The sequence below is a fragment of the Caballeronia novacaledonica genome (assembly GCF_900258035.1).
GTDB classification, from domain to species: Bacteria; Pseudomonadota; Gammaproteobacteria; order Burkholderiales; family Burkholderiaceae; genus Caballeronia; species Caballeronia novacaledonica.
This window is the reverse complement of sequence record NZ_OGTP01000015.1, coordinates 77,281-102,445: the sequence shown is the minus strand read 5'-3', so window position 1 is coordinate 102,445 and position 25,165 is coordinate 77,281. Positions and strand designations below refer to the sequence as shown.

At 64.7% G+C, this 25,165-nt stretch carries 27 protein-coding genes; 14 read left to right on the top strand and 13 right to left on the bottom strand.

Annotated features, from left to right (window positions below; genetic code table 11):
• Positions 1–21 precede the first annotated feature (21 nt).
• Positions 22–1,884, bottom strand: coding sequence for a putative bifunctional diguanylate cyclase/phosphodiesterase (locus NOV72_RS20655; protein ID WP_106856444.1), 1,863 nt, complete (start codon positions 1,882–1,884; stop codon positions 22–24).
• Positions 1,885–2,332: 448 nt separating this feature from the next.
• Here NOV72_RS20655 and NOV72_RS20650 point away from each other — a divergent pair, with 448 nt between their 5' ends.
• Genes NOV72_RS20650 through NOV72_RS20640 form a run of 3 tightly spaced genes read left to right on the top strand, consistent with a single transcriptional unit; the run spans position 2,333 to position 4,709 of the window.
• Positions 2,333–3,631, top strand: a complete 1,299-nt coding sequence (locus NOV72_RS20650) for an EAL and HDOD domain-containing protein (protein WP_106856443.1) — start codon at positions 2,333–2,335, stop codon at positions 3,629–3,631.
• Positions 3,632–3,656: 25 nt separating this feature from the next.
• Complete coding sequence (locus tag NOV72_RS20645) at positions 3,657–4,220, top strand: peroxiredoxin (RefSeq protein ID WP_106856442.1); 564 nt, start codon at positions 3,657–3,659, stop codon at positions 4,218–4,220.
• A 6-nt stretch (positions 4,221–4,226) separates the two neighbouring features.
• A complete protein-coding gene (locus tag NOV72_RS20640; protein ID WP_106856441.1) occupies positions 4,227–4,709 on the top strand; it encodes a hypothetical protein in 483 nt (160 codons plus the stop codon).
• On the opposite strand, the gene cydB is transcribed toward NOV72_RS20640, so the two are convergent.
• Entirely contained in the window at positions 4,710–5,717 is a 1,008-nt protein-coding gene (cydB, locus tag NOV72_RS20635; RefSeq protein ID WP_106856440.1) for a cytochrome d ubiquinol oxidase subunit II, read from the bottom strand.
• A gap of 19 nt (positions 5,718–5,736) precedes the next feature.
• Positions 5,737–7,194 carry a cytochrome ubiquinol oxidase subunit I gene (locus NOV72_RS20630; RefSeq protein WP_106856439.1) on the bottom strand — a complete coding sequence of 486 codons (1,458 nt, stop codon included), beginning with the start codon at positions 7,192–7,194 and terminating at the stop codon, positions 5,737–5,739.
• 228 nt (positions 7,195–7,422) lie between these two features.
• On the opposite strand from NOV72_RS20630, the gene sugE reads away from it, so the two are divergent.
• From sugE to NOV72_RS20595, 7 genes are all read left to right on the top strand, one after another.
• The gene (sugE, locus tag NOV72_RS20625) at positions 7,423–7,743 is read left to right on the top strand and encodes a quaternary ammonium compound efflux SMR transporter SugE (RefSeq protein ID WP_106856438.1); all 321 of its coding nucleotides are present in this window, start codon (positions 7,423–7,425) and stop codon (positions 7,741–7,743) included.
• A 252-nt stretch (positions 7,744–7,995) separates the two neighbouring features.
• Positions 7,996–8,622 carry a DUF4126 domain-containing protein gene (locus NOV72_RS20620; RefSeq protein WP_106856437.1) on the top strand — a complete coding sequence of 209 codons (627 nt, stop codon included), beginning with the start codon at positions 7,996–7,998 and terminating at the stop codon, positions 8,620–8,622.
• A 98-nt stretch (positions 8,623–8,720) separates the two neighbouring features.
• Positions 8,721–11,210: an ABC transporter permease gene (locus NOV72_RS20615; RefSeq protein ID WP_425428743.1), complete on the top strand. Its 2,490-nt coding sequence runs from the start codon at positions 8,721–8,723 to the stop codon at positions 11,208–11,210.
• Between the two features lie 17 nt (positions 11,211–11,227).
• On the top strand, positions 11,228–11,641 hold the full coding sequence (locus NOV72_RS20610; protein ID WP_106856435.1) for a group II truncated hemoglobin: 414 nt from the start codon (positions 11,228–11,230) through the stop codon (positions 11,639–11,641).
• An 89-nt stretch (positions 11,642–11,730) separates the two neighbouring features.
• Positions 11,731–12,462: an alanyl-tRNA editing protein gene (locus NOV72_RS20605; protein WP_106856434.1), complete on the top strand. Its 732-nt coding sequence runs from the start codon at positions 11,731–11,733 to the stop codon at positions 12,460–12,462.
• Between the two features lie 5 nt (positions 12,463–12,467).
• Positions 12,468–13,046, top strand: a complete 579-nt coding sequence (locus NOV72_RS20600; RefSeq protein WP_106856501.1) for a DUF924 family protein — start codon at positions 12,468–12,470, stop codon at positions 13,044–13,046.
• Between the two features lie 68 nt (positions 13,047–13,114).
• The gene (locus tag NOV72_RS20595) at positions 13,115–13,993 is read left to right on the top strand and encodes a DUF5672 family protein (RefSeq protein ID WP_106856433.1); all 879 of its coding nucleotides are present in this window, start codon (positions 13,115–13,117) and stop codon (positions 13,991–13,993) included.
• A gap of 12 nt (positions 13,994–14,005) precedes the next feature.
• On the opposite strand, the gene NOV72_RS20590 is transcribed toward NOV72_RS20595, so the two are convergent.
• From NOV72_RS20590 to NOV72_RS20545, 10 genes are all read right to left on the bottom strand, one after another.
• Positions 14,006–14,752, bottom strand: coding sequence for an SDR family oxidoreductase (locus tag NOV72_RS20590; protein WP_106856432.1), 747 nt, complete (start codon positions 14,750–14,752; stop codon positions 14,006–14,008).
• A gap of 10 nt (positions 14,753–14,762) precedes the next feature.
• Entirely contained in the window at positions 14,763–15,347 is a 585-nt protein-coding gene (locus tag NOV72_RS20585; protein WP_106856431.1) for an LOG family protein, read from the bottom strand.
• Positions 15,348–16,073 (bottom strand): TetR/AcrR family transcriptional regulator, encoded by a 726-nt coding sequence (locus NOV72_RS20580; protein ID WP_106856430.1) that lies wholly within the window; start codon positions 16,071–16,073, stop codon positions 15,348–15,350.
• 144 nt (positions 16,074–16,217) lie between these two features.
• Positions 16,218–16,763, bottom strand: coding sequence for a diacylglycerol kinase (locus NOV72_RS20575; RefSeq protein WP_106856429.1), 546 nt, complete (start codon positions 16,761–16,763; stop codon positions 16,218–16,220).
• Entirely contained in the window at positions 16,760–17,791 is a 1,032-nt protein-coding gene (locus tag NOV72_RS20570) for a glycosyltransferase family 4 protein (RefSeq protein WP_106856428.1), read from the bottom strand. Before NOV72_RS20570 ends, NOV72_RS20575 begins: the two co-directional genes overlap by 4 nt.
• Positions 17,792–17,839: 48 nt before the next feature.
• On the bottom strand, positions 17,840–18,835 hold the full coding sequence (locus tag NOV72_RS20565; RefSeq protein ID WP_245933105.1) for a UDP-2,3-diacylglucosamine diphosphatase: 996 nt from the start codon (positions 18,833–18,835) through the stop codon (positions 17,840–17,842).
• 67 nt (positions 18,836–18,902) lie between these two features.
• Positions 18,903–19,388: an RDD family protein gene (locus tag NOV72_RS20560; protein ID WP_106856426.1), complete on the bottom strand. Its 486-nt coding sequence runs from the start codon at positions 19,386–19,388 to the stop codon at positions 18,903–18,905.
• A 32-nt stretch (positions 19,389–19,420) separates the two neighbouring features.
• Positions 19,421–20,191 (bottom strand): DUF3106 domain-containing protein, encoded by a 771-nt coding sequence (locus NOV72_RS20555; RefSeq protein ID WP_106856425.1) that lies wholly within the window; start codon positions 20,189–20,191, stop codon positions 19,421–19,423.
• Positions 20,192–20,219: 28 nt separating this feature from the next.
• Positions 20,220–20,672: a DUF3619 family protein gene (locus NOV72_RS20550; RefSeq protein WP_106856424.1), complete on the bottom strand. Its 453-nt coding sequence runs from the start codon at positions 20,670–20,672 to the stop codon at positions 20,220–20,222.
• The gene (locus NOV72_RS20545) at positions 20,669–21,232 is read right to left on the bottom strand and encodes an RNA polymerase sigma factor (RefSeq protein ID WP_106856423.1); all 564 of its coding nucleotides are present in this window, start codon (positions 21,230–21,232) and stop codon (positions 20,669–20,671) included. The genes NOV72_RS20550 and NOV72_RS20545 overlap by 4 nt, the downstream gene beginning before the upstream one ends.
• 177 nt (positions 21,233–21,409) lie before the next feature.
• Here NOV72_RS20545 and NOV72_RS32035 point away from each other — a divergent pair, with 177 nt between their 5' ends.
• The 4 genes from NOV72_RS32035 to ilvC all read left to right on the top strand — a co-directional run bounded on the left by NOV72_RS32035 (position 21,410) and on the right by ilvC (position 25,099).
• On the top strand, positions 21,410–21,658 hold the full coding sequence (locus NOV72_RS32035; RefSeq protein WP_146150031.1) for a hypothetical protein: 249 nt from the start codon (positions 21,410–21,412) through the stop codon (positions 21,656–21,658).
• Positions 21,655–23,418, top strand: a complete 1,764-nt coding sequence (locus NOV72_RS20540; RefSeq protein ID WP_106856422.1) for an acetolactate synthase 3 catalytic subunit — start codon at positions 21,655–21,657, stop codon at positions 23,416–23,418. Before NOV72_RS32035 ends, NOV72_RS20540 begins: the two co-directional genes overlap by 4 nt.
• 108 nt (positions 23,419–23,526) lie before the next feature.
• Positions 23,527–24,018 carry an acetolactate synthase small subunit gene (ilvN, locus tag NOV72_RS20535; protein ID WP_008341906.1) on the top strand — a complete coding sequence of 164 codons (492 nt, stop codon included), beginning with the start codon at positions 23,527–23,529 and terminating at the stop codon, positions 24,016–24,018.
• 64 nt (positions 24,019–24,082) lie between these two features.
• Entirely contained in the window at positions 24,083–25,099 is a 1,017-nt protein-coding gene (gene ilvC / locus NOV72_RS20530; RefSeq protein WP_106856421.1) for a ketol-acid reductoisomerase, read from the top strand.
• Positions 25,100–25,165 lie beyond the last annotated feature (66 nt).

Here is a 25,165-nt window from a genome sequence, read left to right as displayed (position 1 = left end):
AGAACACGAACAACTGTCCACTCAAAATGACTCGTGCAGCACGAGCGAATTCGACTGGAACGAGCGCGCCAGCTCGTCCGACGGCAACGCGTGGCTGATAAGCCAGCCCTGAATGTGATCGCAACCGAGGTCGGCCAGCAAATCGCGCTGCGCCTCCGTCTCGACCCCTTCGGCAACCAGTTCCAGCCCGAGCGATTGCGCGAGCCCCACGACCGCGCTCACGATCGCGCGGTTGTTGCGGGACGTAATCAGGTTCTCGACAAAGCTGCGGTCGATCTTGAGCTTCGAGAGCGGAAAACGTTGCAAATAGGCGAGGCTCGAATAACCGGTGCCGAAATCGTCGACGGCGAAGCGGATGCCGACCGACGTCAGCGCTTCCAGAAGGCGCGTCGCTTCTTCCGGGTCGTGCATCAGGAGGCTTTCGGTGATCTCGAACACGAGCCGGCGCGCGTCGATGCCGGTGAGCGCGAGCGCTTCCTTCACCGCCGCCGTGAAGCGCTTGTCGCGGAACTGCTGCGGCGACACGTTCACCGACACGTAATCGAGCCGGATGCCGATCGCATCCCACTGCGTGATCTGCATGCACGCGGCCTTCAGCACCCAGTTGCCCAGATAGTTGATGAGGCCGATCGATTCCGCGAGCGGAATGAACGTCGATGGCGGCACGAGCCCGTGCACGGGATGATTCCAGCGCATCAGCGCTTCCACCCCGACCACCGCGCCCGTGCGGATCTTCGTGATCGGCTGGAAGAAGAGCGAGAACTCGCCGTTGCGCACGGCTTCGTACAGATCGGCTTCGAGCTTCAGACGCTCGGCGTCGGCAGGGTTGTCGTCGATCGTGTGGAAGACGAGGGCGTTGCCGCCCGATTCCTTCGCCTGCGCGAGCGCCTGATCGGCCATGCGCAGAAGACTCGTCTGCGCACCGCTTTTCGCGTTCTTGCCGCTCTGATCCGGATACAGCGCGACGCCCACGCTCGCCGACAAATGCGTGTGCTGCCCGCGATGCCGGTACGGCTGCGCGATCGCGGTGAGCAGGCGCCGCCCGAGACTTTCGGCGAGTTCCGCCGTGGTGCCGGCGGGCAGCAGCACGGCGAATTCGTCGCCGGCCACGCGCGCGACGCGTTCGCCATGCCCGGCCGTGTGCTGGATGCGGCGCGCGGTCTCGCGCAGGAGTTCGTCGCCGGCGTCGTAGCCGAGCGCGCGGTTGATGCGCTGATAATCGTCGATGTCGAGCAGCACGAGCCCGGCATGCGTGCGCATCAGTTCGGCTTCGTCCTGCGCGGCGCCGATCGCCGCCTTCAGCGCGACGAGGTTGTCGAGGCCCGTGAGCGCGTCGTGATTGAGCGCGTGCGTGAGCGACGCCTCGCGTTCGCGCCAGTGCGTCACGTCGAACGCGGCGACCGCGAAGCCGGGCGCGCCGCGCGCAGCCGTCGATACGAGCCGCAGCTCGACGCAGATCGGATAGGTGAGCGACTTCACGACGGTCAGCGTCGCCGATTCGAGCTTGCCGCTCGCACGCGCCCGCGCGACGAGCGCGTGCAGCTCGTCGGCCTCTTCGGACGCGACGAGATCGTGCAGCGTCAGCATGCTCAGATAATCGCGGTGATAGCCGATGAACTCGATGCTCGCATCCGATACATACTGGAAGCGCAGCGCGTCGTCGAGCTGCGCGAGAAAATCGACCGCGCCGAGCGTGGCTTCGGTCGCGCCGGCCAGAGCGGGTGCGACGGTTGCGACGGGCGGCTCCGGCGGACCCGGCTCGGGATTCGGCTCGGGCGCGCTGTCATGCCGCTCGCTCGCGGCGCTTCGCCATGCGCGCGCGAGCGCGTCGAGCGCGATGCGCCAGGGTGCGCGGCGGGAGACGTTGATCCGGTTCGCTTGCATGGTCTCGTAGGGTTCTGGCGGCTGCGTCCGCCCTCGTCGGACGAACGGCGGCGCGCGAAACGCCGCGTTTCGCGGGTTCCGGCCGGGACGTGCCGCAACGCGCGCGGCACGCTCTATCAGGCGAGTTATCGGCTTGGTCAGCGATTTCTTTAACCGGTCACGCAGGTGCAACAATCGCGGTAAGGGATCAAGATTGTCCAGGAATTGTCGATATGAGGATTCATGTCATCTCGTCAGGTGAATTCGGTTACAGTGGCGCGTTTCCAGCTAGAACGATTTCCCGCGAGTCGCGATCGATGCCGGGCCTTCGTCGCGCTGCTGACCACCCGAATTCCGTTCGACTCGTTCGCCCCATGATCGAATTCAATGTGCTGCCGGCCTGCGTCAACGCCACCACGCTCGAGCCGGCCTTCGAGCAAAGCCTCATCGCGCCGAGGCGCGCCTCGTCATGCCCGATTCCTTCCTGAAGCGCGCGGCGCCTTCCAGGCGCGGGCAAAGCGTGTACGTCGGACGCCAGCCGATCCTGGATGGCGACGGCGTGCTGGTCGCCTACGAACTGCTCTTTCGCGACAGCCCGGACAATCGCGCGCGCATCCACGACGACGTGCAGGCGACCGCGCATGTCGTCGCGCGCACGATCGGCGAGATCGGCGTGCCGGCGGTGCTCGGGCCGCATCCGGGCTACGTGAACATGAGCCGCGAGCTGCTGTTCGACGACATCGTCCACATCATGCAGCCCGAGCGCTTCGTGCTGGAGCTGCTGGAAAACATCACCTTCGACGACACGCTCTTCAAGCGCTGCGCGCAGTTGCGCAACGCGGGCTTTCGCTTCGCGCTCGACGACGTCGTGCGGCTCGACGACGCGCTGCTCGCCGCGCTGCCGTCGGTGGATATCGTCAAGGTCGATTTTCTGGCGGCGGATCATGGCCATCTGCCGGAACTCGCGGCAACGGTGAAACGGCGCGGCAAGCTGCTGGTGGCGGAGAAGGTCGAGACGCCCGACGATTTCAGACAAGCGAAGAAGCTCGGCTTCGATCTCTTCCAGGGCTATTTCTTCGCGCGGCCGCAGGTGCTGTCCGCGCGTCGCGCCAGCCCCGCGCGCGGCTCGCTGTTGCGCCTCATGACCGTGCTCGCCGGCGAGCCGGGCATGCGCGAGCTGGAAGCGGAATTGAAGCGCAATCCGGACATCGTCGTGCAGTTGATGCGCCTCGCCAATTCGAGTGCGCAGACGCGCGGGCGGCGCGTGTCGTCGCTGCGCGAGGCGATCGCGGCGACCGGCACGCGCCAGCTCATGCGCTGGACGCAATTGCTGCTCTACGCGGACGGCAGCGGCCTGCCGTGGCGCTCGGACCCGCTGCTGCAGCTCGTCGGCACACGTGCGCGTTTCCTGGAACTCGCGGCCGAGACGCTGCGTCCCGCCGACGAAGCCTTCTCCGATGCCGCGTTCATGACCGGCATCTTCTCGCTCGTGCATGTCGTGCTCGACATGCAGCCGGCGGAAATTCTCGATAAGCTCCATCTGGCGGCGGAAATTCGCGGCGCGATTCTCGCGGGCGAAGGGTCGCTCGGCGCGCTGCTCGGCATCGCGCTGGCGGCGGAGCGGGGCGACGGCTCCGCGATCGACGCGAGCCGCCACGCGCAGCCGTCGCTCGACGCGCTCACGCCCGTCGTGCTCGCGAAATTGCAGTTCGACGCGGCGGCGTGGTTCGCCGGACATCGCATGGATCAGGGCGCGGACGACGCGTAGAACGAGATCATCCAAAGGAGCGAGCATGAAAAGCAGGATTTCTGGCTTTGCCGCAGTCGGCGCCCTGGCGATCGCGGCGACGACGTATTCGCTCACGGCAGGCGCGACGCTCAAGCCCGGCGACGCCGCGCCCGAGTTCACCGCGCAGGCGTCGCTCGGCGGCAACGTGTACGACTATTCCCTCGCCGACGCGCTGAAGAAAGGCCCGGTCGTGCTGTACTTCTACCCGGCGGCGTTCACCAAGGGCTGCACGATCGAGGCGCACGAATTCGCCGAAGCGGTCGATCAATACAAGGCCGAAGGCGCGACGGTGATCGGCGTGTCGCATGACAACATCGACACGTTGAAGAAGTTCTCCGTGAGCGAGTGCCGCAGCAAGTTTCCGGTCGCGGCGGACGCGGACTCGAAGATCATCCGCTCCTACGACGCCTCCATGCCGATGAAAAGCACGATGGCCAATCGCGTTTCCTACGTGATCGCACCCGACGGCAAGGTCATCTACGAGTACACGAGCCTGTCGCCCGACCAGCATGTCGCGAACACGCTGCAGGCGCTGCGCGACTGGAACGCGAAGCACAAGGCGCAGTGATACGCCATGCCGATCGTCGTCGGATTAATCGCGCTCGGATTGCTGATTTACGGCGCGATCTGGTCGTTCAACGCGATTCATGCGCAGTTCGGGCTGGCCGTGGCCGTCGCCGTGGCGATCGTCGTACTGCTCGCGATCGCCGCCGGCGTGATGCGCTGGCTGGCGAGCCGCCGCGAAATCGCGCCGAACTTGCGCAAGGGCGAGAGCGGCGACTGGACGCACGAACTCAGGAGCGACTGGGGCGGCGTGCGGGTCGCGGCGGGTAAGCGTTTGTGCGACGTGCGCATCGGCGACGAGCGCGGCAGCTATATCTTCGCGGACCTGCGCGGCGCGCGCATGCAGGAACCGGGTGGCGGAAGCGGCGGCTGGCACGTCGTGCTCGATGTGCAGGACGCGAAGCACGGCGCATGGACTCTGCCGATGCGCGATCGCGGCGAGGCGCACAAGTGGGCGCGCATTCTCTCGCTCGCGACGCAACAGAAGCTCTGACTATTCCGCGTGGTAACCCATGTCGCCGCGCACCTTCCCGCGAAACACCCAGTACGACCAGATCACGTAGATCATGAGCACGGGCAGCAGGAACATCGTCCCGATCAGCAGAAACTGATGCGATAACGGCGCGGCGGACGCATCCCAGAGCGTGACGGAAGGCGGCGCGATGAACGGCCACAGGCTGATCACGAGCCCCGTGAAGGCGAGAAAGAAGAGGCCGATCGAGCACAGGAACGGCAGCACTTCGCGGCCTTTCGCGAGGCTCGACCACAGCGTCCACGCGAGCAGCACGGTGAGCACCGGCACCGGCGCGAACACGAAGCTCTCAGGAAAGCCGAACCAGCGCTCGGCGATGCGCGCATCCTTGAGCGGCGTCCACAGGCTGATGACCAGAATGAACACGATCACGCCGAGCAGCGCGTAGCGCGCCATGCCGCGGCTCCAGTGCTGCAGTTCGCCTTCGGTCTTGAGCACGAGCCAGGTCGTGCCTTGCAGCGCATAACCGAAGATCAGCCCCACGCCGACGAGCAGCGGAAACGGCGCGACCCAGTTCCAGCTCGTGCCCACGTAGACGCGGCCTTCGATCGGAAAGCCCTGAATGAACATGCCGAGCACGACGCCCTGCGCGAACGTCGCGACGAGCGAGCCGCAGCCGAACGCGCCGTCCCACAGCCACTTGCGCGCGCCGATCACCTCGCGGAACTCGAACGCCACGCCGCGAAAGATCAGCCCGAGCAGCATGAAGAGAATCGGGAAGTAGACCGCCGGCACGATGATCGCGAACGCGAGCGGAAACACCGCGAACAGCCCGCCGCCGCCGAGGATCAACCAGGTCTCGTTGAAGTCCCAGACGGGCGCGACGGAGTTGATCATGAGGTTGCGCGATTCCGGATCGCGCCGCAGCAGAAACATGATGCCGACGCCGAGATCGAAGCCGTCGAGCAGCACATACATGAACACCGCCAGCGCGAGAATGGCGGCCCACAGCGGCACGAGATCGAGCATCGCGTTCTCCGTTTGGTCTTTACTTGCGGCCGCGGCCCGGCGGCACGATATCGTCGTCGCTGACGGACCGCGTCGCGCCGCCCGGACTCGCCGATACCGCCGAGAGCGGACGCGCCGCGCGCGTCTTCGTGTCCAGTTCGTCCCTCTCGTGCGCATGCGCGACTTCCGCCGGCCCGACGCGCACCAGCCGCCGCAGCAGGAAAAATCCCGCGCCGAAGATGACGAGATAAGCCAGCATGTAGAGCAGCCACGAGAGACCGACATCGGCCGCCGTGAGCGACGGCGTCACCGAATCCTTCGTGCGCAGGATGCCGTAGACGGTCCACGGCTGGCGTCCGGCTTCGGTCGTCGTCCAGCCGGCGATCACCGCGATGAAACCGAGCGGCATCGCCCACGTCGCCGCGCGCAGCCAGAGCGCGCTCGTTTCGATCCTGCCGCGCGCGAACTGCACGATGCCCCACAGCACGAGCGCGAACATCAAGAGCGCGACGCCGACCATGATGTGAAACGCGAAGAACACGACCGCGACGGGCGGCCGGTCTTCACGCGGAAAGTCCTTCAGGCCGCGCACGTAGCCGTTCGGATCGTGCGTCAGATAGAGGCTGCCGAGCACCGGAATCGAAATTTCGAAGTGGTTGCGCTCTTCTTCCTGATCGGGAATCGAGAAGAGATTGGCCGGAATGCGCGTGCCGGATTCCCAGAGGCCTTCCATCGCCGCGAGCTTGGCGGGCTGATGCTTCAGCGTGTTGAGGCCGTGCGCGTCGCCGATCACCATTTGCACCGGCACCATGATGATGAGAAAGATCAGCGACATCTTCACCATCACGCGGCTTTCCTCGAGCGCGCGGCCCTGGCGCAGATATATCGCGCCGACGCCGAGAATGACGAAGCCCGCCGTCACGAGAAACGCGCTCACCGTATGCCCGAGCCGGTACGGAAACGACGGCGTGAAAATCACGTCGAAGAAGCTCACCACTTCGAAGCGGCCGTCGGGCAGCATGCGATGGCCCTGCGGCGTCTGCATCCAGCTATTGACCGCGAGAATCCAGAACGACGAGATCACCGTGCCGGCGGCGACGAAAATCGCGGACATCACGTGGGCCCATTGCGGCACGAGCTTGCGCCCGAAGAGCAGCACGCCGAGAAACGCCGATTCGAGGAAGAACGCCGTCAGCACTTCGTAGCCCATGAGCGGGCCGACGACATTGGCGGTTGCGTCCGAAAAGCGGCTCCAGTTGGTGCCGAACTGGAAGGGCATGACGATGCCCGACACCACGCCCATGCCGAACGACACCGCGAAGATCTTCAGCCAGAACGCCGAGAGCCGTCGATAGACATCGCGCTTCGTGATCCACCAGTTGAATTCGAGCGTCGCGATATAGCACGACAGCCCGACCGTAAACGCCGGCAGAAGAATGTGAAACGCGACGACCCACGCGAACTGGAAGCGGGAGAGCAGGACGGAATCGACATCCATGAACGCTCCTTTGTTCAGGCTTTTGCAACGAACGCGCTCCTGCGCGCGCTTTGCTACTTAATACACGGTTTTCATGAACGGAGCCAAGCGCGGCGCAATGCCGCTCGGAAGCGCCAGGCTGCGGATGCACCAATTTGATACAATCGCAGGTCTGGTCTTGGGCCATGCGGACGACCGCATGCGCCTTGCTTCATCGGGGACGGCCCCATTTTTCAAGGGGTCGCTCAAATGTCCTGGATTCTTCTCTTCATCGCCGGTCTGCTCGAAGTCGCGTGGGCCGCGGGTCTCAAATCGTCCGACGGCTTCACTCGGCTCGGACCGTCGATCTTCACGATCATCACGGCAATCGGCAGCTTCGTGCTGCTCGCCATCGCCATGCGCCAGTTGCCGCTCGGCACGGCTTACGCCGTGTGGACGGGCATCGGCGCGGTCGGCGCGTTCGTGTTCGGCATCGTGTTCATGGGCGAGGCCTTGTCGGCGGCGCGTATTTTGAGCGCGGTGCTGATCGTCGCGGGGCTCGTCGGGCTGAAGATGTCGTCGGGGCATTGAGCGTCATCCGTTGCGCCCGCGCCGCACCGGGAACGGCATTCGCTCAATCCGCTACTGCACCGCGCCTATTTGCGTGGATATAATGGTCTGAGGTCACCGGTTTTCGTCCGAATCCTACATCCCGCTTTTCCGTTATATCTTCGTGGATGTAGGCGGCTTCTTTCGATAACTACCGGACAGACCGCTCTTTTCAGCCGGTGAATCGTCCGTTAGCGGCGAACGCCGGCGGCTGGCGCATCAAGGGAGGCGGCAATGCTTGAGTCACTTTCGCTCGCGGCGGGCCTGTCATGGGCGAGCGGGCTGCGCCTGTACCTCACTGTCTTCATCGCCGGCATGTTCCAGCGCATGGGGCTCGTTCATCTGCCGGATACGCTCGCGGTGCTCGGCTCCCCGTGGGTGATCGGCGTCGCCGCGTTCCTCGCGCTCGTCGAATTTCTCGCCGATAAAATCCCCGCCGTCGATTCTCTCTGGGACGCGGTTCACACGTTCATCCGCATTCCGGCGGGCGCCGTGCTCGCGGCCGGATCGCTCGGCCACGCCGATCCCGCCATGCTCACCATCGCGGCGCTCGCGGGCGGCACGCTCGCCGGGGCATCGCATTTCGCAAAGGCGGGCACGCGCGCGCTCATCAATCTGTCGCCGGAGCCGGTGTCGAACTGGGCGGCATCGACGACCGAGGATGTCGGCGCGCTCACGGGCATCACGCTCGCGCTGTTCGTACCGCTGCTGTTTCTCCTGCTCCTGCTCGCGTTTCTGGTGCTTGCGGGCTGGGCGCTGCCGCGGCTCGCGCGCGGCGTGCACGGCGGCGTGTCGCGCATGGCCAAGCACATGTTGCCGGGCTCCGATCGCATGACCCGGCTGCGGAGCAAGCACGATTGAGCACCGCATTCCGGAACGATCAGGCAGCGCTCAAGGCAGGGCATTCGCATCCGGCCATCAAGCTCGGATTCACGCAGACGGTGCGCCAGGCATGGCGCATGACCGCGCGCGACTGGCGCGCGGGCGAACTCACGATGCTCCTGCTCGCGCTGGTGCTCGCGGTGGCCGCGCTGTCGAGTGTCGGGTTTCTGGCGGATCGCATGCGCCAGGGGCTTGCGCGCGACGGGCGTCAGATGATCGCCGCCGATTTCGTCGTGCGGGCGGATCATCCCGTCGATCCGATCTTCGCGACCGAAGCGAAGTCGCTCGGACTCGAAACGGCGGGCACGACGATTTTCCCGAGCATGATCAGCTCGACGTCCGCGGAGCCGCTTTCGAGGCTTGCGGCGATCAAGGGCGTGACGCAAGGCTATCCGTTGCGCGGCGCGCTGCGCATCGGGCCCGGCACGGACGCCGCCGATGCGCCCGCGCACGGCATTCCGCCGCCCGGCGCCGTCTGGGTCGATCCCGCGCTGCTCGATGCGCTCAAAACCCGGGTCGGCGGCACGGTCAAGGTCGGCACGCGCACGTTCACGGTCGCGGGCGTCATTACGCGCGAACTGGATCGCGGTTTCTCGTTCGTGAACTTCTCGCCGCGCCTCATGATGCGCGCGGACGAAATCGCGGGAACGGGGCTCGTCGGCTACGGCAGCCGCGTGACGTATCGATTGCTCGTCGCCGGTTCGGACGCGCAGGTCGAGCGGTTCGCGAAGTTCGCGCGCGAGCAGGTCGATGGCGGCAAGCTGCGCGGCGTCGGGCTCGAATCGCTGTCCGACGGCCAGCCGCAAGTGCGCCAGACGATCGATCGCGCGAGCCATTTCCTCACGCTCGTCTCGCTGCTGACGGCGCTGCTCGCGGCGGTCGCGATCGCGATGGCGGCGCACCGTTTCGCGCGGCGGCATCTCGACGGCTGCGCGGCGATGCGCTGTCTCGGCGTCAGCCAGCGCACGCTGCGCGCGCTCTTTCTGAACGAATTCCTGGCGATCGGCCTGATCGGCAGCGCGGCTGGCGTGCTGCTCGGTTTCGGCGGCCATCTCGTGCTGCTGAACTGGCTCGGCTCGCTCGTCGATGTCGAGTTGCCGCAGCCGGGCGTGTGGCCGGCGCTGCAAGGCATCGCGATGGGACTCGTGCTCTTGCTCGGCTTCGCGCTGCCGCCGCTCCTGCCGATCACGCGCGTGCCGCCGGTGCACGTGATCCGCCGCGAGCTCGGCGATGCGCAACGCGTCGCGCATGTGGCGTATGGCGTCGGCGTGTTGCTGTTCGCGGCGCTCCTGATCGTCGCGGCGGGCGAGCTGAAGCTGGGCGGCATCGTCGCGGGCGGTTTTGCGGCGGGACTGCTCGTGTTCGGCGTGATCGCGCGCGCAGCGCTCTGGACGGCGGCGCGCTTCGTGCGCCGCGAGCGCAGCCGCGCGGGCGTCGGCTGGCGGTATGCGCTGGCGTCGCTGGAGCGGCGCAGCGGGTCGAGCGCGCTGCAGATCACCGCGCTCGGCATCGGCTTGATGTGCCTGCTGCTCATCGGCATGACGCGCAACGATCTCATCAAGGGCTGGCGCGACGCGACGCCGCCCGACGCGCCGAATCAGTTTCTCATCGACATTCAGCCCGACCAGCGCCAGGGCGTGCTCGACTACCTGCACACGCACGGCCAGCCCGACGCCGCGCTTTCGCCGATGGTCCGCGCGCGGCTCGTCTCGATCAACGGCAAGCCGGTGAATCCGGACGACTACGACAAGGCCGACGCGAAGCGCCTCGTCGATCGCGAATTCAATCTGTCGTACACGACCGAGCTGCCCGGCGACAATCGCGTGACGCAAGGCGCGTGGTTCGGCACGGACGCGAAGCCGCAGGTGTCGATCGAAGAGGGCATCGCGAAGACGATTCACGTGAAGACGGGCGACACGCTGCGTTTCGACGTCGCCGGCCTGCCGGTCGAAGCGCCCGTGACGAGCGCGCGCAAGGTCGACTGGAACTCGTTCAAGGTCAACTTCTTCGTGCTGATGCCGCCCGAGGCGCTCGCCGATCTTCCGGCAACCTTCATCACGAGCTTCCATCTGCCGATGGAAGACCAGCGCGTGATCGACGGCCTCGTCGCGCGTTATCCGAACGTCACGGCCATCGATATCGCGCCGATTCTCGCGCAGATTCATCGCACGCTCGCGCAGGTGATCGGCGCGGTGCAGTTCCTGTTCCTCTTCACGCTCGCGGCGGGCGTGCTCGTGCTGTACGCGGCGCTCGCCGGCACGCGCGACGAACGCGTGCGCGAGTCGGCGCTGTTGCGCGCGCTCGGCGCATCGCACAAGCAGGTGCGCTCGGTGCAGATCGCGGAATTCGTCGCGGTCGGCGCGCTTTCGGGGCTGATGGCGGCGATCGGCGCGCAAGTCATCGGCTACGTGCTCGCGGCGCGCGTGTTCGAGTTTCATATCGATTTCAATCCGTGGCTCGTGCCGACGGGCATCGTCGCGGGCGTCGCATGCGCCGGGTTCGGCGGCTGGCTGAGCCTGCGGCGCGTGCTCGCGCGCCCCGCGCTGCAGTCGCTGCGCGACGCGTAGTTTTCTGAATCAAGGCAATGACCGACGCAAATCCTCAAGGCGAAGCACAAAAGCCGACCGCTTTCGAGCTGATCGGCGGCGAGGCGCGCGTGCGCGCGCTCGTCGACCGTTTCTACGACCTGATGGACCTCGAGCCCGAATTCGCGGGCATTCGCGCGCTGCATCCGCCGACGCTCGACAATTCGCGCAACAAGACGTTCTGGTTTCTGTGCGGCTGGATGGGCGGGCCGGATCACTACATCGACCGCTTCGGGCATCCGCGTCTGCGGGCGCGGCATCTGCCGTTCGCGATCGCGTCGAGCGAGCGCGATCAGTGGCTGCGCTGCATGGCGTGGGCGATGGAGGACATCGGCATCGACGAATCCCTGCGCGAGCGCCTTCTGACGTCCTTCTTCGATACCGCCGACTGGATGCGCAACCGTCCCGGTTGATTCGCGCGGTTTTGTATCGGTTCAGGCGTGGCGCGCGTGATGCATCATCGTCCGCGAAGGTCCAAACCCGCAAGACAAGGAATCGATCCATGAGCACACGCGCACTCTTTCGCGAAGACGCCTATCTGACGCGTTGCGACGCGACCGTCACCGCCATCGACGAGCAGGGCATCCACCTCGATCAGACCGTGTTCTATCCGCTCGGCGGCGGTCAGGCGGGCGACGCCGGCACGCTGACGGCGGCGGACGGCACGGTCATCGCGATCGCCGACACGCGCAAGGCGAAGTTCGAAGGCGCCACGCCCGATGACGCCGTGCACGTGCCCGCGCCGGGTCAGGAAGACGCGCTGGCGAAGCTCGCGGTCGGCAGCAAGGTGAGTGCGGAAATTGATTGGGAGCAGCGATATCGGCGGATGCGGCTGCATACGGCCAGCCATCTGATTTGCGCGGTGCTGCCGTTTCCGGTCGACGGTTGCAGCATCACGACCGATTACGCGCGCCTCGATCTGGCGACCGTCGAGCCGATCGAGCGCGAAGCCGTCGAAGCGAAGCTGAATGCGCTGATCGGCGGGGCGCACGGCGTGCATACCGAATGGATCACCGACGACGAAATGGCCGCGCGTCCCGAACTCGTGCGCACGATGAGCGTGAAGCCGCCGATGGGCCTCGGCCGCGTGCGTCTGCTGCGCATCGACGACGTGGATCTGCAGCCGTGCGGCGGCACGCATGTGCGCAGCACGAAGGAAATCGGCGCGTTGCGCATCGCAAAGCTGGAAAAGAAGAGCGCCCGCACGCGGCGGCTGGTGCTGGAACTGGTGTGACGAACATCGATCCGCGCGCGCAGGCGGTGCTCGATTTCTGGTTCGGCGCGCCGGATTCGGCGGAATTCGGCACCGAGCGCAAGTTCTGGTGGAAGAAGAAGCGCGCATTCGATCGCATGCTCACCGAGCGCTTCGGCGCGTTGCTCGACGAAGCGCAGGCGGGCGGTTTGCAGTCGTGGGAAAGCGAGCCGCTCGCGACGCTCGCGCTCGTCGTGCTGCTCGACCAGTTCTCGCGCAATTGCCATCGCCATACGCCGCGCGCGTTCGCGTCGGATGCGCGTGCGCTCGCTCTTGCACGAAAGCTCGTCGAAACGGGCGACGATCTGCGCATGCCGAGCGCGTTCCATCGCGCGTTCGTCTACATGCCGTTCGAGCACGATGAAACCATCGAAAGTCAGCGCGAAGCCGTGCGGCTTTTCGAGCGCCTGAAAGACGATACCGGCGTCGATTCGATGCTCGGTTACGCGCGCGAGCACGCTGAAGTCATCGAGCGCTTCGGGCGCTTTCCGCATCGCAATCGCATTCTCGGGCGGGCGATGTCGGCCGACGAAGAAGCGTGGCTCGCGCAACACGGCGGGTTCTAGAACTTTTTCGATAGTCATTCGTTTCGCGCTGCCTTAGTCTGATTCGCTTCAACTCTCATGTGAGCGCGATGAAAGACTTCAGCAAGATCACTCTGGTCTCCGTGACCGGAGTAGCGGAAACGCAGCAGCGCGCCGTGTACGCGCTGACCTTGAGCCTGCGCCAAATGCCCGGTGCGCGCGCGGTGCTGTGCAGCCCGCAGGCGCCCGCGAGCCTGCCGGACGGCATCGAGCATCGCAAGATTGCGGCGCTCAGCTATCAGGATTACTCGTGGTTCATGATGTACGCGCTCTGGCGCGTGGTCGAAACGGAATTCGCGCTGATCGTTCAGGACGACGGCTGGGTGCTCGACACAGCCAACTGGAGCGACGACTTTCTCAACTACGACTATGTCGGTCCCACGGCGCACGTCGGCCGCATCGACACGGAAACGGACACGCGCTGGGTCACGCACTACAAGTGGAGCGCCGAACTGGACAAGCCCGGGAAGGTCGTGATGCCGACGATCAACGGCGGCTTCTGTTTGCGCAGCCGGCGCATGATGCGCGCGCTCATCGATCATCCGGAAATCAAGGTGACGATTCCCGCGCCCGACAATATCGACGGCGATCCGCTGAAAGTCTCGTGGACCCACTGCGCGCTCAACGAAGACGTGCAACTCACGTGCGTCTTGCGTCCCGCGCTCGAAGCCGTCGGTCTGAAGTTCGCGCCGCTGGACATGTGCCTGCGCTTTGGCATCGAACACGCGGGGCCCGTGCATCGCGGCATCGACATGATGTCGCTGTTCGGCCACCACTGCCGCTGGCGGCGTCTCATCGGTATCGATCCGCCGACGGTGCAGTATCGGACGAAGCGCAGCATCGCGGAGCGGGCGTTTCGGGAAATGGATATCGCGCACATGCTCGAAGCGCGCGGATACCGGCTCCAGTTCCTTCCCGAAAACGCGTGACGGAGCGCCCGTTCAGCGTCCGCCCGTGACGTCGAGAATCGCGCCCGTCACATACGACGACGCATCCGACAACAACCACACGATCGACTCGCCGACTTCATCCGCCGTTCCCGGACGGCCGATGGGCGTCGTCACGCCGAGCGTCTGCGCGCGGTCCGGCTTGCCGCCGCTCGCGTGGATGTCCGTTTCGATCAGCCCCGGGCGAATGGCGTTGACACGCACGCCTTCACGCCCCAGTTCCTTCGCGAGCCCGAGGGTGAGCGTGTCGATCGCGCCTTTCGAGCCCGCGTAATCCACATACTCGCCGGGACCGCCCAGCCGCGCCGCCGCCGACGAAACGTTCACGAGCGATCCGCCCTTGCCGCCGCGCGACGTCGACATGCGGCGCGCCGCCTCGCGCGCGACGAGATACGCGCCGAGCACGTTGATGTCGAAGATGCGCTTCATGCGCGCGATGTCCATGTCCGCGAGCGCCGAACCGGGCGCGACGATGCCCGCGTTGTTCACGACGCCGTCGATCTTGCCGAAAGCCTTTTCGGTCGCATCGAACATGGCGATGATCGCGGCTTCGTCGCTGACGTCGCCGGCAATGGCGATCGCCTTGCCGCCCGCCGCCTGCACGGCCGCGACGGTTGCGTCGGCGGCGGCCGCGTTCGACGCATAGTTCACGCCGACCGACCAGCCCCGCGCGCCCGCGAGCACCGCAGCCGAGCGGCCGATGCCGCGGCTCGCGCCCGTGATCAGGATGACTCTGGACATGCGCTGCTCCTCAGACGGCGTTACGGTTCTCGGACCACTTGTCGTTCGCGGGCGGAATGTAGCGCGCGAGTTTGTCGATCATCTCGGCGGGTTCGGCGGCGACCTGGATCATGTCCAGATACGGCGCGCGCATGAAGCCTTCCTCGACGGTGTGACGCAGCATCGCCAGGAGCGGATCGAAGTAGCCGTTCACGTCGAGCAGGCCGACCGGCTTCTGGTGATAGCCGAGCTGCGCCCACGTGTAGACCTCGAAAAACTCCTCGAACGTGCCGACGCCGCCGGGCATCGCGACGAACGCGTCGGAGAGATCGGCCATTTTTTTCTTGCGCTCGTGCATGTCGGGCACGACGTGCAACTCGGTCAGATCGGTGTGGCCGACTTCCTTCGCGAGCAGCAACTCCGGAATCACGCCGACGGCGCGCCCGCCCGCGGCGAGCACTTCATCGGCGATGAGGCCCATCAGCCCGACACGGCCGCCGCCATAGACGAGCGAAAGATCGTTCCGGACCAGCGCGCGGCCGAACGCCTTGGCCGCTTCCGCATAGACGGGGCGCGCTCCGTTCGAGGAGCCGCAATAGACACACACTGCCTTCATTTATCTGGAATCCTTTGTCTCTGTCTTCGATGCTTCGTCGCGCGGCGGCAGGAAATCCGCGTACTCGCGCTTCGGCAGCTTACCGGAAACGAGATCGTCGAATAACTGGCGCGAGCGTCCGCGCAGATACGGCGCCATGATCGAGATGATATGCAGGCTGGCCTGATGCAGTTCGGCGCGGATCGCTTCCTGATCGTTGTACTTGCGCGGATTCATCACGTACTGGTACGACAGCCAGTACGTCGCGATCACGCCGATGTTGGTCGCGATCACCTTGATCTCTTCGGGCGTCGCGACCATTTCCTGATCGGCGACGAGCGCCTCGCACAACTGGCTCGCGAAGTGCACCTTGTGCGTGATGATCTGCTTGAAGTGCGTCTCGAGCGTGCGGTTGCGCGCGAGCAGGTCGTTCAGGTCGCGATACAAAAAGCGGTATGTCCAGAGGAAATCCGCCATGTATTGCAGATACGACCACATCTCGTCGATCGTCGGGCGATGATCGTCGGGAAAGCGCAGACGCTTCTGAATCTGCTGCTCGAACTGCGCGAAGATGCTGTTGATGATGTCGTCTTTGTTGCGGAAATGGTAGTACAGGTTGCCTGGACTGATTTCCATCTCTTCGGCGATCGTCGTCGTGGTGACGTTCGGCTCGCCGATATCGTTGAACAACTTCAGCGACAGCTCGAGTATCCGTTCGCGGGTGCGGCGGGGTGGTTTGGCTTCCATGTCGTCCGACCTTGGGATCGGGCCGCACAGGCTCGGGATGAGCGTTCGCGCGGCCGCTTCCGTTGCTATTTTTGAGAATGTCGGACGATTATAAACCGGTCGTTCGGCGACACGGACGCTGGCCTGGCGCGCGCGTGTTCTCCTTTATAAGATACGCGCGAGCCACGCCGACGCAAGCGGCCACAGAATCAGCCCCCACGTGATGACGCAGACGCCGAGCGCGACCATCACCGCCGCGCTGCCGAAATCCTTCGCTCGCTTCGAGAGCTCGTGACGTTCGAGCGAAATGCGGTCGATCGCCGCCTCGACGCTCGAATTGAGCAATTCGACGATGAGCACGAGCAGCACCGACGCGATGAGCGCCGCCCGCTCGACGGGCGCGACCGGCACGAACAGGCTGCACGGCAGCAGGATCGCGGCGAGCGTCAGTTCCTGACGGAACGCGCTTTCCTCGCGGATCGCGACGCGAAAGCCGTAGAGCGAGTTCTTCATCGCGTGCCACGCGCGCGTGAAGCCGCGGTTGCCCTTGTACGGATTGAAGGGCAGATCGTCGGTGCCGAGCGGTTCGGCCGGTTGCGCGGGCGTATCGTCGGTGTCTTCGACGTCGTCGTCGAACGGATCGCGCGCGCGCCCCGGCGCCGTGTGCGGATTCGCTTCGGCCTTCTCCTGCGCCACGGCGCGTCCCGTCATGCGGCCGCCCGGTCCGTACTGGCGGCGCGCGGCCCGAACTGCCGCAGATGCGACGCGAACTGCTCCGACGCCGCGCGCCACGAGAAGCGCTCGGCCCACGCACGCGCATCGGCGCGTTCGATCTTCAGCGCCTGCAGGCAGGCCTCGCGCAGATCGTCGTAGAGCGCGCCGGGGCCGTGTTCGCCGAGCACGTCGATCGGGCCCGTCACCGGATAGGCGGCGACCGGCGTGCCGCAAGCCATCGCTTCGAGCAGCACCAGACCGAAGGTGTCGGTGCGGCTCGGGAACACGAAGACGTCCGCCGCCGCGTAGACCTTCGCCAGCTCGGGCTGCGACAGCACGCCGAGATAGTTGACGTTCGGGTAGCGCGACTTCAGTTCCGCGAGCGCCGGGCCTTCGCCCGCGACCCATTTCGAACCGGGCAGATCGAGCTTCAGAAAGGCCTCGACGTTCTTCTCGACCGCGACGCGCCCGACGTACAGAAAGATCGGCCGCGCGGTGTTGAGCACCTTCGACTCCATCGGACGGAAGATGTCGAGATCGACGCCGCGCGTCCACAGCACGACGTTGGTGAAGCCGTATTTTTCGAGATCGCTCTTCACGACGGGCGTCGGCGCCATCACCGCCTGCGAGTTCTTGTGGAACCAGTGCAGGAAGCGATACGTCAGCGAGAGCGGAATGCCGAAGCGCGCCTTCACGTACTCCGGGAAGCGCGTGTGATAAGCGGTCGTGAACGGCAGCTTGTGACGCAGCGCATACGAGCGCGCGGCGAGCCCGAGCGGGCCTTCGGTGGCGATATGCAGCGCGTCCGGCGCGAACGCGTCGATGCGTTTGGCGACGCGCTGTCCCGGCAGCAGCGACAGGCGAATCTCGGGATAAGTCGGGCAAGGGATCGTTCTGAATTCGAGCGGCGTGAGCAAGTCGACGCTATGGCCGAGCGCGGTGAGCTCCTTCGTCGTTTGCGTGAGCGTGCGCACGACGCCATTGACCTGCGGCTCCCATGCGTCGGTAACGATCATGATTTTCATCGGATGCGGCCCAGAGTTGGTGTGGCTTGTTATGGCTTGATGCGATGGCTAGACGGTCGCGCGTGCGCGCGTCGTGCGCGCTTCCGGCGAGCGCATCACGGTCCAGTAGACGACCTTCAGTTCACCGTCGTAGGTTTCGACGAGCGCCGAAAGACTTTCGACCCAGTCGCCGTCGTTGCAGTAGAGAATGCCGTCGATGTCGCGGATCTCGGCCTTGTGGATGTGCCCGCATACGACGCCGTCGCAGCCGCGGCGACGCGCCTCGTCGGTCATCACGCGCTCGAACTGCGAGATGAAGTTCACCGCGTTCTTCACCTGATGCTTCAGGTACTGCGACAGCGACCAGTAATTGAAGCCGAGCTTCGTGCGCACGCGATTGAACCAGCGGTTGAGCAGCAGGATCATCGTGTAGGCGGTGTCGCCGAGATAGGCGAGCCATTTCGCGTGCTGGATCACGCCGTCGAAGAGATCGCCGTGCACGATCCACAGGCGCTTGCCCGCGAGCGTCGTGTGGAACGCTTCGCCGCGCACGTGGATGTCGCCGAACGCGAGATCGCAGAATTGCCGCGCGGCTTCGTCGTGATTGCCGGGGATGAATACGACCTGCGTGCCCTTGCGCGCCTTGCGCAGGATTTTCTGCACGACGTCGTTGTGCGCCTGCGGCCAGAACCAGCCTTTGCGCAATTGCCATCCGTCGATGATGTCGCCGACGAGATACAGATATTCCGACTCGTGATGCCGCAGGAAATCGAGGAGATATTGCGCCTGACAGCCGCCCGAACCGAGATGGATGTCCGAGAGCCAGATCGTGCGATACCGATGCGGCTGGTCGCCGGAATCGGTGACGTCGTCGTGATGGTCGGACGCGGCGGCGCGCGAGTCCGACAGGCCCGGCGCACCCGCGGCGGCGGACTTCGACGATTCGGTGGACTCGGATCGCAGTGCGAAGGGACCGGTACGCAGCTCGCTGTTATTGAAGCTGAAGGGAGAGGGCGGGTCGATCGCCGGGTGAACTGACGAGTTGAAGGCCATTGGCTCGCGCATCGGGTTTCGGTATGCGCATTGCGCCACGCGCCTGTGTCCGAGCCGTGACAGTCACGAGAAGTTCTTATTACTTGACAGAACCTTGAACCGCGACAATGCGCGTTCCGGCGAGGCGATCATGGAGAAACTGACGCGCCGGATCGAGCCACACGGCGGCGGCCCATAACGCGACCCACGCCGCGAAGACGGCAAGCGTCTGCGGTACGGCGAGAGAGAAGAGCGGATGCAGCGCGAGCGGCGGCAGAAACCACAGCCACGCGAGCACGTAGCGCGCGAAGGCGCGTGCGGGTTTGACGGGCTGGCCGTGCGCATCGACGACTTTGAGGCGCCAGGTCTTCATCGGCAGGGTCTGGCCGCCGTGCGTCCAGAAATACACGAAATAGGCCGCGAGCACGATGCCGATCCACGACATCAGCCAGTTGTGATGCGTGAGACCGTTGCGTTGCTGCGTCAGTGTGCTGAAGAGATAGCCCGCGAGAAACACCACGCCGAAGAGGATCACACTCTCGTAGAGCATCGTCGCGATGCGTCGGCGCAGCGTGGGCGCGCGCATCGGGTCGATGGCGAGTGCTGCGGGCCGGGCGCTCACGAGCCGTTGTACATCGAAGGCGCCTGCTGCGGCGAGACGGGAATCGGCGTGGCCGGGACGATGCTCGCGGCGTTCGGAATGGCGGGTTGCGTCGGCGCGCCGGAAACGGGCGCAGCCGGTGCGGCCGCCGCGCCCGATCCGACTTCGGCGTGGCCGGGAACGTGGCCCTGCTCGCGCGCCGTGACGAGGCGGTTGATGTCCTTCACTTCGGACTTGCCCGAGGGCGGCGCGGAGACGATCGTCGGACGGCGCACGTGCTCGCTCGCGGCCAGCTTCTTCTTTTGTTCTTCGGAGAGCTTCTGATAGGCGTCCCACGCCTTCTCGCGCTTGTCGAGCGGCACGGATTTGGAAACCTGATAGTTTTCGCGCGCGACCTTGCGCTGGTCGGGCGTGAGGCGCACCCATTCTTCCATGCGCTGATGCAGATGCTTCTGCGCTTCCGGCGACATCCGATGAAACCGCGACGCGATCTTCAGCCACTTCTGCTTGCGCTCGTCGGAGAACGAATCCCATTGCGTGGCGAAGGGCGCGAGCGCGGCATGCTGGGCTTCGGTCAGACGGCTCCAGGAGAGCGGGCCTTCGGACGCCAGCGCGGAGAGCGTCGAGGCGTTGGAATCGGCCGTCGTGCCCGAGCCGCCGCTCGGCGACGCGGCGGACGAAGACGGGGCGCCGGCGGTGGAATAAAAGCGCGGATAAGTCGCGGCGAACGCAACCAGACCCGCAATCGCGCAACCAAAGACAATCGCGAGACCGCGCTTGTAACTCACCCGAAAATTCCCCCGCTGTATTCAGTATTTAATGATTGCGCGTCAGGTACGCGTTGAAACCGTGATCCAGATAGGCGTCGATCGGCAGGCTGTCGCTCATCATGGCCGCGTCGATGTCCGCGAGTTCCGCCTTGCGCTGCTGATCTTCCCAATACGCGATACCCGCCAGCCCGATGATGAGCGCCGCGAGCGGCCACGCGAGACCGAGCCCGCCGAGCCGCGCGAGCAGTCCCTTCGGCCGATGATCGTCTCCGGCGCCGCCCGTCGTGAGCGTTGCGCCGGCGCCGGCCAGGGCCGGCGTGAATGCGGGCGCGGCCATCGCGACGGTCACTTTCTCCGGCTTCTTGCGCGCGATCGCGGCACGGCGCGCCTCGCGCAGCCGGTCGACGGCGGCAGCCGGAATAGTCGACGTGTTTTCGTCCAGCGCGCGCACGACTTTCAGCGCGAACTCGTTTTCCTTCGATTCAAGAGCGGAACTCATAGCGTGATCCCTTTGGCTTTCAGGGCTTGTGCGAGAGCGCGCGTGGCGCGTGAGCAATGCGTCTTCACGCTGCCTTCGGAGCAACCCATCGCGGCGGCCGTCTCAGCGACATCCATGTCTTCCCAGTAACGCATGAGAAATGCTTCCCGTTGACGCGCTGGCAGTTTCTGGATTTCGGCGTCGATCAGATTCAGGATCTGCTCGCGCTCCAGACGGTTCTCGCTGCTCTCGCTGCCGACCGCGCTGTCTTCGGATTCGAAGGTTTCGAGCGGGTCGAATTCGTCGTCGTCCGCGTTGCCGAAGGACGAGAAGAGGCTGACCCAGGTGTTGCGCACCTTCTGGCGACGGAAATAATCGTGCGTCGCGTTCTGAAGGATACGCTGGAATAAAAGCGGAAGCTCGGATGCCGGGCGGTCGCCGTACTTCTCCGCCAGCTTGATCATTGCGTCCTGCACGACGTCGAGCGCCGCGTCGTCGTCGCGAACGGTATACACGGTTTGCTTGAACGCGCGTCTTTCGACGCCCGCCAGGAAGTCGGCGAGTTCCTTGTCTGATGCCATCCGTTGGGGACCCGGCGCAACGAATTTGCGTCCGAAGTTGCGTCGATGAAGATCGTGGAGTTCTAGGAAAACCTGCGAATCCTAGCAAAATTTCGCCGCGTCCGGACAAATCGAGCGGTTTTGTTGCCACCCGCGACGTTTTTCCGATCGAACGATCATGCGTTCGGCAGGGCGCGCTTGCAAGCCGCTTTCATCGGCGCGCCGTGCGCGGGCGCCGCCATCGGCGTAATCGGAAAATTTTTGCTTGACCCGTCGCGCGCGGCGCTGTTACATTTTCTGACTCGCATCATCAGTGAAATGTCTGCTTTGAGGCGAGCCCAAGAAGTTCGCCTGTCAAACCTAGACGCGCCGCTTGAACCCGAGCCACAAGCCCGGCAGAGAGCACCCGATCAATTTTTTGCCGAAAATTCGAAAGGTGATGAATGAACATGCCTAGCGCGGAATTCTCCACGTCGGATACCACACCCTCTCACGAAGCTGACTCCATCGGCGGCACCGTGCTCATGCGCGCGCTCGCGGACGAGAACGTCGAATTCATCTGGGGCTATCCCGGCGGCTCGGTACTCTACATCTACGACGAGCTGTACAAGCAGGACCAGATCCAGCACATCCTCGTGCGCCACGAACAGGCCGCCGTGCATGCCGCCGACGCCTACGCGCGCTCGACGGGCAATGTGGGCGTGTGCCTCGTGACCTCGGGCCCGGGCGTCACCAATGCCGTCACCGGCATCGCCACGGCCTACATGGATTCGATTCCGCTCGTCATTATCAGCGGCCAGGTGCCCACCGCGGCCATCGGCCTCGACGCATTCCAGGAATGCGACACCGTGGGCATCACGCGTCCGTGCGTGAAGCACAACTTCCTCGTGAAGGACGTGCGCGATCTCGCCGCGACGGTCAAGAAGGCGTTCTACATTGCGCGCACCGGCCGTCCCGGCCCCGTGCTGATCGACATTCCGAAGGACGTGTCGAAGGCGCCGTGCAAGTACGAGCCGATCAAGAGCGTGTCGCTGCGTTCGTACAACCCGGTCACGAAGGGCCATTCGGGCCAGATCCGCAAGGCGGTGCAACTGCTTCTGTCGGCGAAGCGTCCGTACATCTACACGGGCGGCGGCATCATCCTCGCGGATGCGTCGCGCGAGCTGAACCAGTTCGCCGATCTGCTCGGCTATCCGGTCACCAACACGCTGATGGGCCTCGGCGGCTATCGCGCGTCGGACAAGAAGTTCCTCGGCATGCTCGGCATGCACGGCACGTACGAAGCCAACATGGCGATGCAGAACTGCGACGTGCTGATCGCCATCGGCGCGCGCTTCGACGACCGCGTGATCGGCGACCCGAAGCACTTCGCGTCGTCGCCGCGCAAGATCATCCATATCGACGTCGATCCGTCGTCCATTTCCAAGCGCGTGAAGGTGGATATTCCCATCGTCGGCGACGTGAAGGAAGTGCTGAAGGAACTGATCGAGCAGCTTCAGCACGCGGAGCACGGCCCGGACACGGCCGCGCTCAAGACGTGGTGGGACGAGATCGAAGGCTGGCGCTCGAAAGACTGCCTCGCTTACGACCGCAAGAGCGAGATCATCAAGCCGCAGTACGTCGTCGAAAAGCTCTGGGAGCTCACCGACGGCAACGCGTTCGTGTGCTCGGACGTCGGCCAGCACCAGATGTGGGCGGCGCAGTTCTATCCGTTCAACAAGCCGCGGCGCTGGATCAACTCGGGCGGCCTCGGCACGATGGGCTTCGGCCTGCCGGCGGCAATGGGCGTGAAGATGGCCTATCCGGACGACGAAGTGGTCTGCATCACCGGCGAAGGCTCCATCCAGATGTGCATTCAGGAGCTCTCGACGTGCAAACAGTACAACACGCCCGTCAAGATCATCTCGCTGAACAACCGCTATCTCGGCATGGTGCGCCAGTGGCAGCAGATCGAGTACAAGAAGCGCTATTCCAGTTCGTACATGGACGCGCTGCCCGACTTCGTGAAGCTGGCCGAAGCGTATGGCCATGTCGGCATTCGTGTCGAAAAAACCGCGGACGTCGAACCGGCGCTGAAGGAAGCGCTGCGTCTGAAAGACCGCACCGTATTTCTCGACTTCCAGACCGATCCGACCGAAAACGTATTCCCGATGGTGCAGGCAGGCAAAGGCATCACGGAAATGCTGCTCGGCTCTGAGGATCTATAACGCGGGTTTTGAATGCGCGGGTTCACGTGCGCCTGTCTCCACGAAAGACAAGTGCCGCGCGTGAATTCGCTTCAAAGCTCTCATCTGGATATACATCGGGAAAAGAACATGAAACACATCATCTCCGTTTTGCTGGAAAACGAACCGGGCGCGTTATCGCGCGTCGTCGGGTTGTTTTCGGCGCGCGGCTATAACATCGAAACGCTGACGGTGGCGCCGACCGAAGACAGTTCGCTGTCACGGCTGACCATCGTCTCGATTGGCTCGGACGACGTGATCGAACAGATCACGAAGCACCTGAACCGCCTGATCGAGGTGGTGAAAGTGGTCGACCTGACAGAGGGCGCCCACATCGAGCGCGAGCTGATGCTCATCAAGGTAAGGGCGGTCGGCAAGGAACGCGAAGAGATGAAGCGCATGGCGGATATCTTCCGCGGCCGCATCATCGACGTGACCGAGAAAACCTACACGATGGAACTGACCGGCGCGTCCGACAAGCTCGACGCGTTCATCCAGGCGCTCGACGCCACCGCGATCCTCGAAACGGTTCGCACGGGCAGCTCGGGCATCGGCCGGGGCGAGCGGATTCTCAAGGTTTGACGGCGTCAGCCATTCATTTGCAGCACACGTAGCGCAACCATTTTTCAGGACTCAAGGAACCACCATGAAAGTTTTCTACGACAAGGACGCCGACCTCTCCCTCATCAAGGGCAAGCAAGTCACCATCATCGGTTATGGCTCGCAAGGCCATGCGCACGCACTCAACCTGAAGGAAAGCGGCGTGAACGTGACGGTGGGTCTGCGCAAGGGTGGCGCATCGTGGAGCAAGGCCGAGAACGCCGGCCTCAAGGTCAAGGAAGTGGGCGAAGCGGTGAAGGGCGCCGACGTCGTCATGATGTTGCTGCCGGACGAGCAGATCGCCGAAGTCTACAAGAACGAAGTGCACGACAATGCGAAGCAGGGCGCGGCGCTCGCCTTCGCGCACGGTTTCAACGTGCACTACGGTCAGGTGATCCCGCGCGCGGATCTGGACGTCATCATGATCGCGCCGAAGGCGCCGGGCCACACCGTGCGCAACACGTACAGCCAGGGCGGCGGCGTGCCGCACCTGATCGCGGTGGCGCAGGACAAGTCGGGCGCGGCGCGCGACGTGGCGCTGTCGTACGCGGCGGCGAACGGCGGCGGCCGCGCGGGCATCATCGAGACGAACTTCCGCGAAGAAACCGAAACCGACCTGTTCGGCGAACAGGCGGTTCTGTGCGGCGGCACCGTCGACCTGATCAAGGCAGGCTTCGAAACGCTGGTGGAAGCGGGCTACGCGCCGGAAATGGCGTACTTCGAGTGCCTGCACGAACTGAAGCTGATCGTCGACCTGATCTATGAAGGCGGCATCGCCAACATGAACTACTCGATCTCGAACAACGCCGAATATGGCGAGTACGTGACGGGTCCGCGCATCGTCACGGAAGAGACGAAGAAGGCGATGAAGGCCGTGCTGAAGGACATCCAGACCGGCGAATACGCGAAGAGCTTCATCATCGAGAACCGCGCCGGTGCGCCGACGCTGCAATCGCGCCGCCGCCTCACGTCCGAGCATCAGATCGAGCAAGTCGGCGAAAAGCTGCGCGCAATGATGCCGTGGATCGCGAAGAACAAGCTCGTCGACCAGTCGAAGAACTAAGCGTCACGTTTTTTGCTCTATCGAAAGCCGTCCGGCAGCCCTGTGCGCCGGGCGGCTTTTGCTATC

What these genes read in the sequence shown, in the direction of transcription:
- NOV72_RS20655 (WP_106856444.1), bottom strand. Translation starts at nt 1,884, where the DNA reads ATGCAAGCGAACCGGATCAACGTCTCCCGCCGCGCACCCTGGCGCATC.
- NOV72_RS20650 (WP_106856443.1), top strand. Translation starts at nt 2,333, where the DNA reads ATGCCCGATTCCTTCCTGAAGCGCGCGGCGCCTTCCAGGCGCGGGCAA.
- NOV72_RS20645 (WP_106856442.1), top strand. Translation starts at nt 3,657, where the DNA reads ATGAAAAGCAGGATTTCTGGCTTTGCCGCAGTCGGCGCCCTGGCGATC.
- NOV72_RS20640 (WP_106856441.1), top strand. Translation starts at nt 4,227, where the DNA reads ATGCCGATCGTCGTCGGATTAATCGCGCTCGGATTGCTGATTTACGGC.
- cydB (WP_106856440.1), bottom strand. Translation starts at nt 5,717, where the DNA reads ATGCTCGATCTCGTGCCGCTGTGGGCCGCCATTCTCGCGCTGGCGGTG.
- NOV72_RS20630 (WP_106856439.1), bottom strand. Translation starts at nt 7,194, where the DNA reads ATGGATGTCGATTCCGTCCTGCTCTCCCGCTTCCAGTTCGCGTGGGTC.
- sugE (WP_106856438.1), top strand. Translation starts at nt 7,423, where the DNA reads ATGTCCTGGATTCTTCTCTTCATCGCCGGTCTGCTCGAAGTCGCGTGG.
- NOV72_RS20620 (WP_106856437.1), top strand. Translation starts at nt 7,996, where the DNA reads ATGCTTGAGTCACTTTCGCTCGCGGCGGGCCTGTCATGGGCGAGCGGG.
- NOV72_RS20615 (WP_425428743.1), top strand. Translation starts at nt 8,721, where the DNA reads ATGACCGCGCGCGACTGGCGCGCGGGCGAACTCACGATGCTCCTGCTC.
- NOV72_RS20610 (WP_106856435.1), top strand. Translation starts at nt 11,228, where the DNA reads ATGACCGACGCAAATCCTCAAGGCGAAGCACAAAAGCCGACCGCTTTC.
- NOV72_RS20605 (WP_106856434.1), top strand. Translation starts at nt 11,731, where the DNA reads ATGAGCACACGCGCACTCTTTCGCGAAGACGCCTATCTGACGCGTTGC.
- NOV72_RS20595 (WP_106856433.1), top strand. Translation starts at nt 13,115, where the DNA reads ATGAAAGACTTCAGCAAGATCACTCTGGTCTCCGTGACCGGAGTAGCG.
- NOV72_RS20590 (WP_106856432.1), bottom strand. Translation starts at nt 14,752, where the DNA reads ATGTCCAGAGTCATCCTGATCACGGGCGCGAGCCGCGGCATCGGCCGC.
- NOV72_RS20585 (WP_106856431.1), bottom strand. Translation starts at nt 15,347, where the DNA reads ATGAAGGCAGTGTGTGTCTATTGCGGCTCCTCGAACGGAGCGCGCCCC.
- NOV72_RS20580 (WP_106856430.1), bottom strand. Translation starts at nt 16,073, where the DNA reads ATGGAAGCCAAACCACCCCGCCGCACCCGCGAACGGATACTCGAGCTG.
- NOV72_RS20575 (WP_106856429.1), bottom strand. Translation starts at nt 16,763, where the DNA reads ATGACGGGACGCGCCGTGGCGCAGGAGAAGGCCGAAGCGAATCCGCAC.
- NOV72_RS20570 (WP_106856428.1), bottom strand. Translation starts at nt 17,791, where the DNA reads ATGAAAATCATGATCGTTACCGACGCATGGGAGCCGCAGGTCAATGGC.
- NOV72_RS20565 (WP_245933105.1), bottom strand. Translation starts at nt 18,835, where the DNA reads ATGCGCGAGCCAATGGCCTTCAACTCGTCAGTTCACCCGGCGATCGAC.
- NOV72_RS20560 (WP_106856426.1), bottom strand. Translation starts at nt 19,388, where the DNA reads ATGCGCGCGCCCACGCTGCGCCGACGCATCGCGACGATGCTCTACGAG.
- NOV72_RS20550 (WP_106856424.1), bottom strand. Translation starts at nt 20,672, where the DNA reads ATGAGTTCCGCTCTTGAATCGAAGGAAAACGAGTTCGCGCTGAAAGTC.
- NOV72_RS20545 (WP_106856423.1), bottom strand. Translation starts at nt 21,232, where the DNA reads ATGGCATCAGACAAGGAACTCGCCGACTTCCTGGCGGGCGTCGAAAGA.
- NOV72_RS20540 (WP_106856422.1), top strand. Translation starts at nt 21,655, where the DNA reads ATGAACATGCCTAGCGCGGAATTCTCCACGTCGGATACCACACCCTCT.
- ilvN (WP_008341906.1), top strand. Translation starts at nt 23,527, where the DNA reads ATGAAACACATCATCTCCGTTTTGCTGGAAAACGAACCGGGCGCGTTA.
- ilvC (WP_106856421.1), top strand. Translation starts at nt 24,083, where the DNA reads ATGAAAGTTTTCTACGACAAGGACGCCGACCTCTCCCTCATCAAGGGC.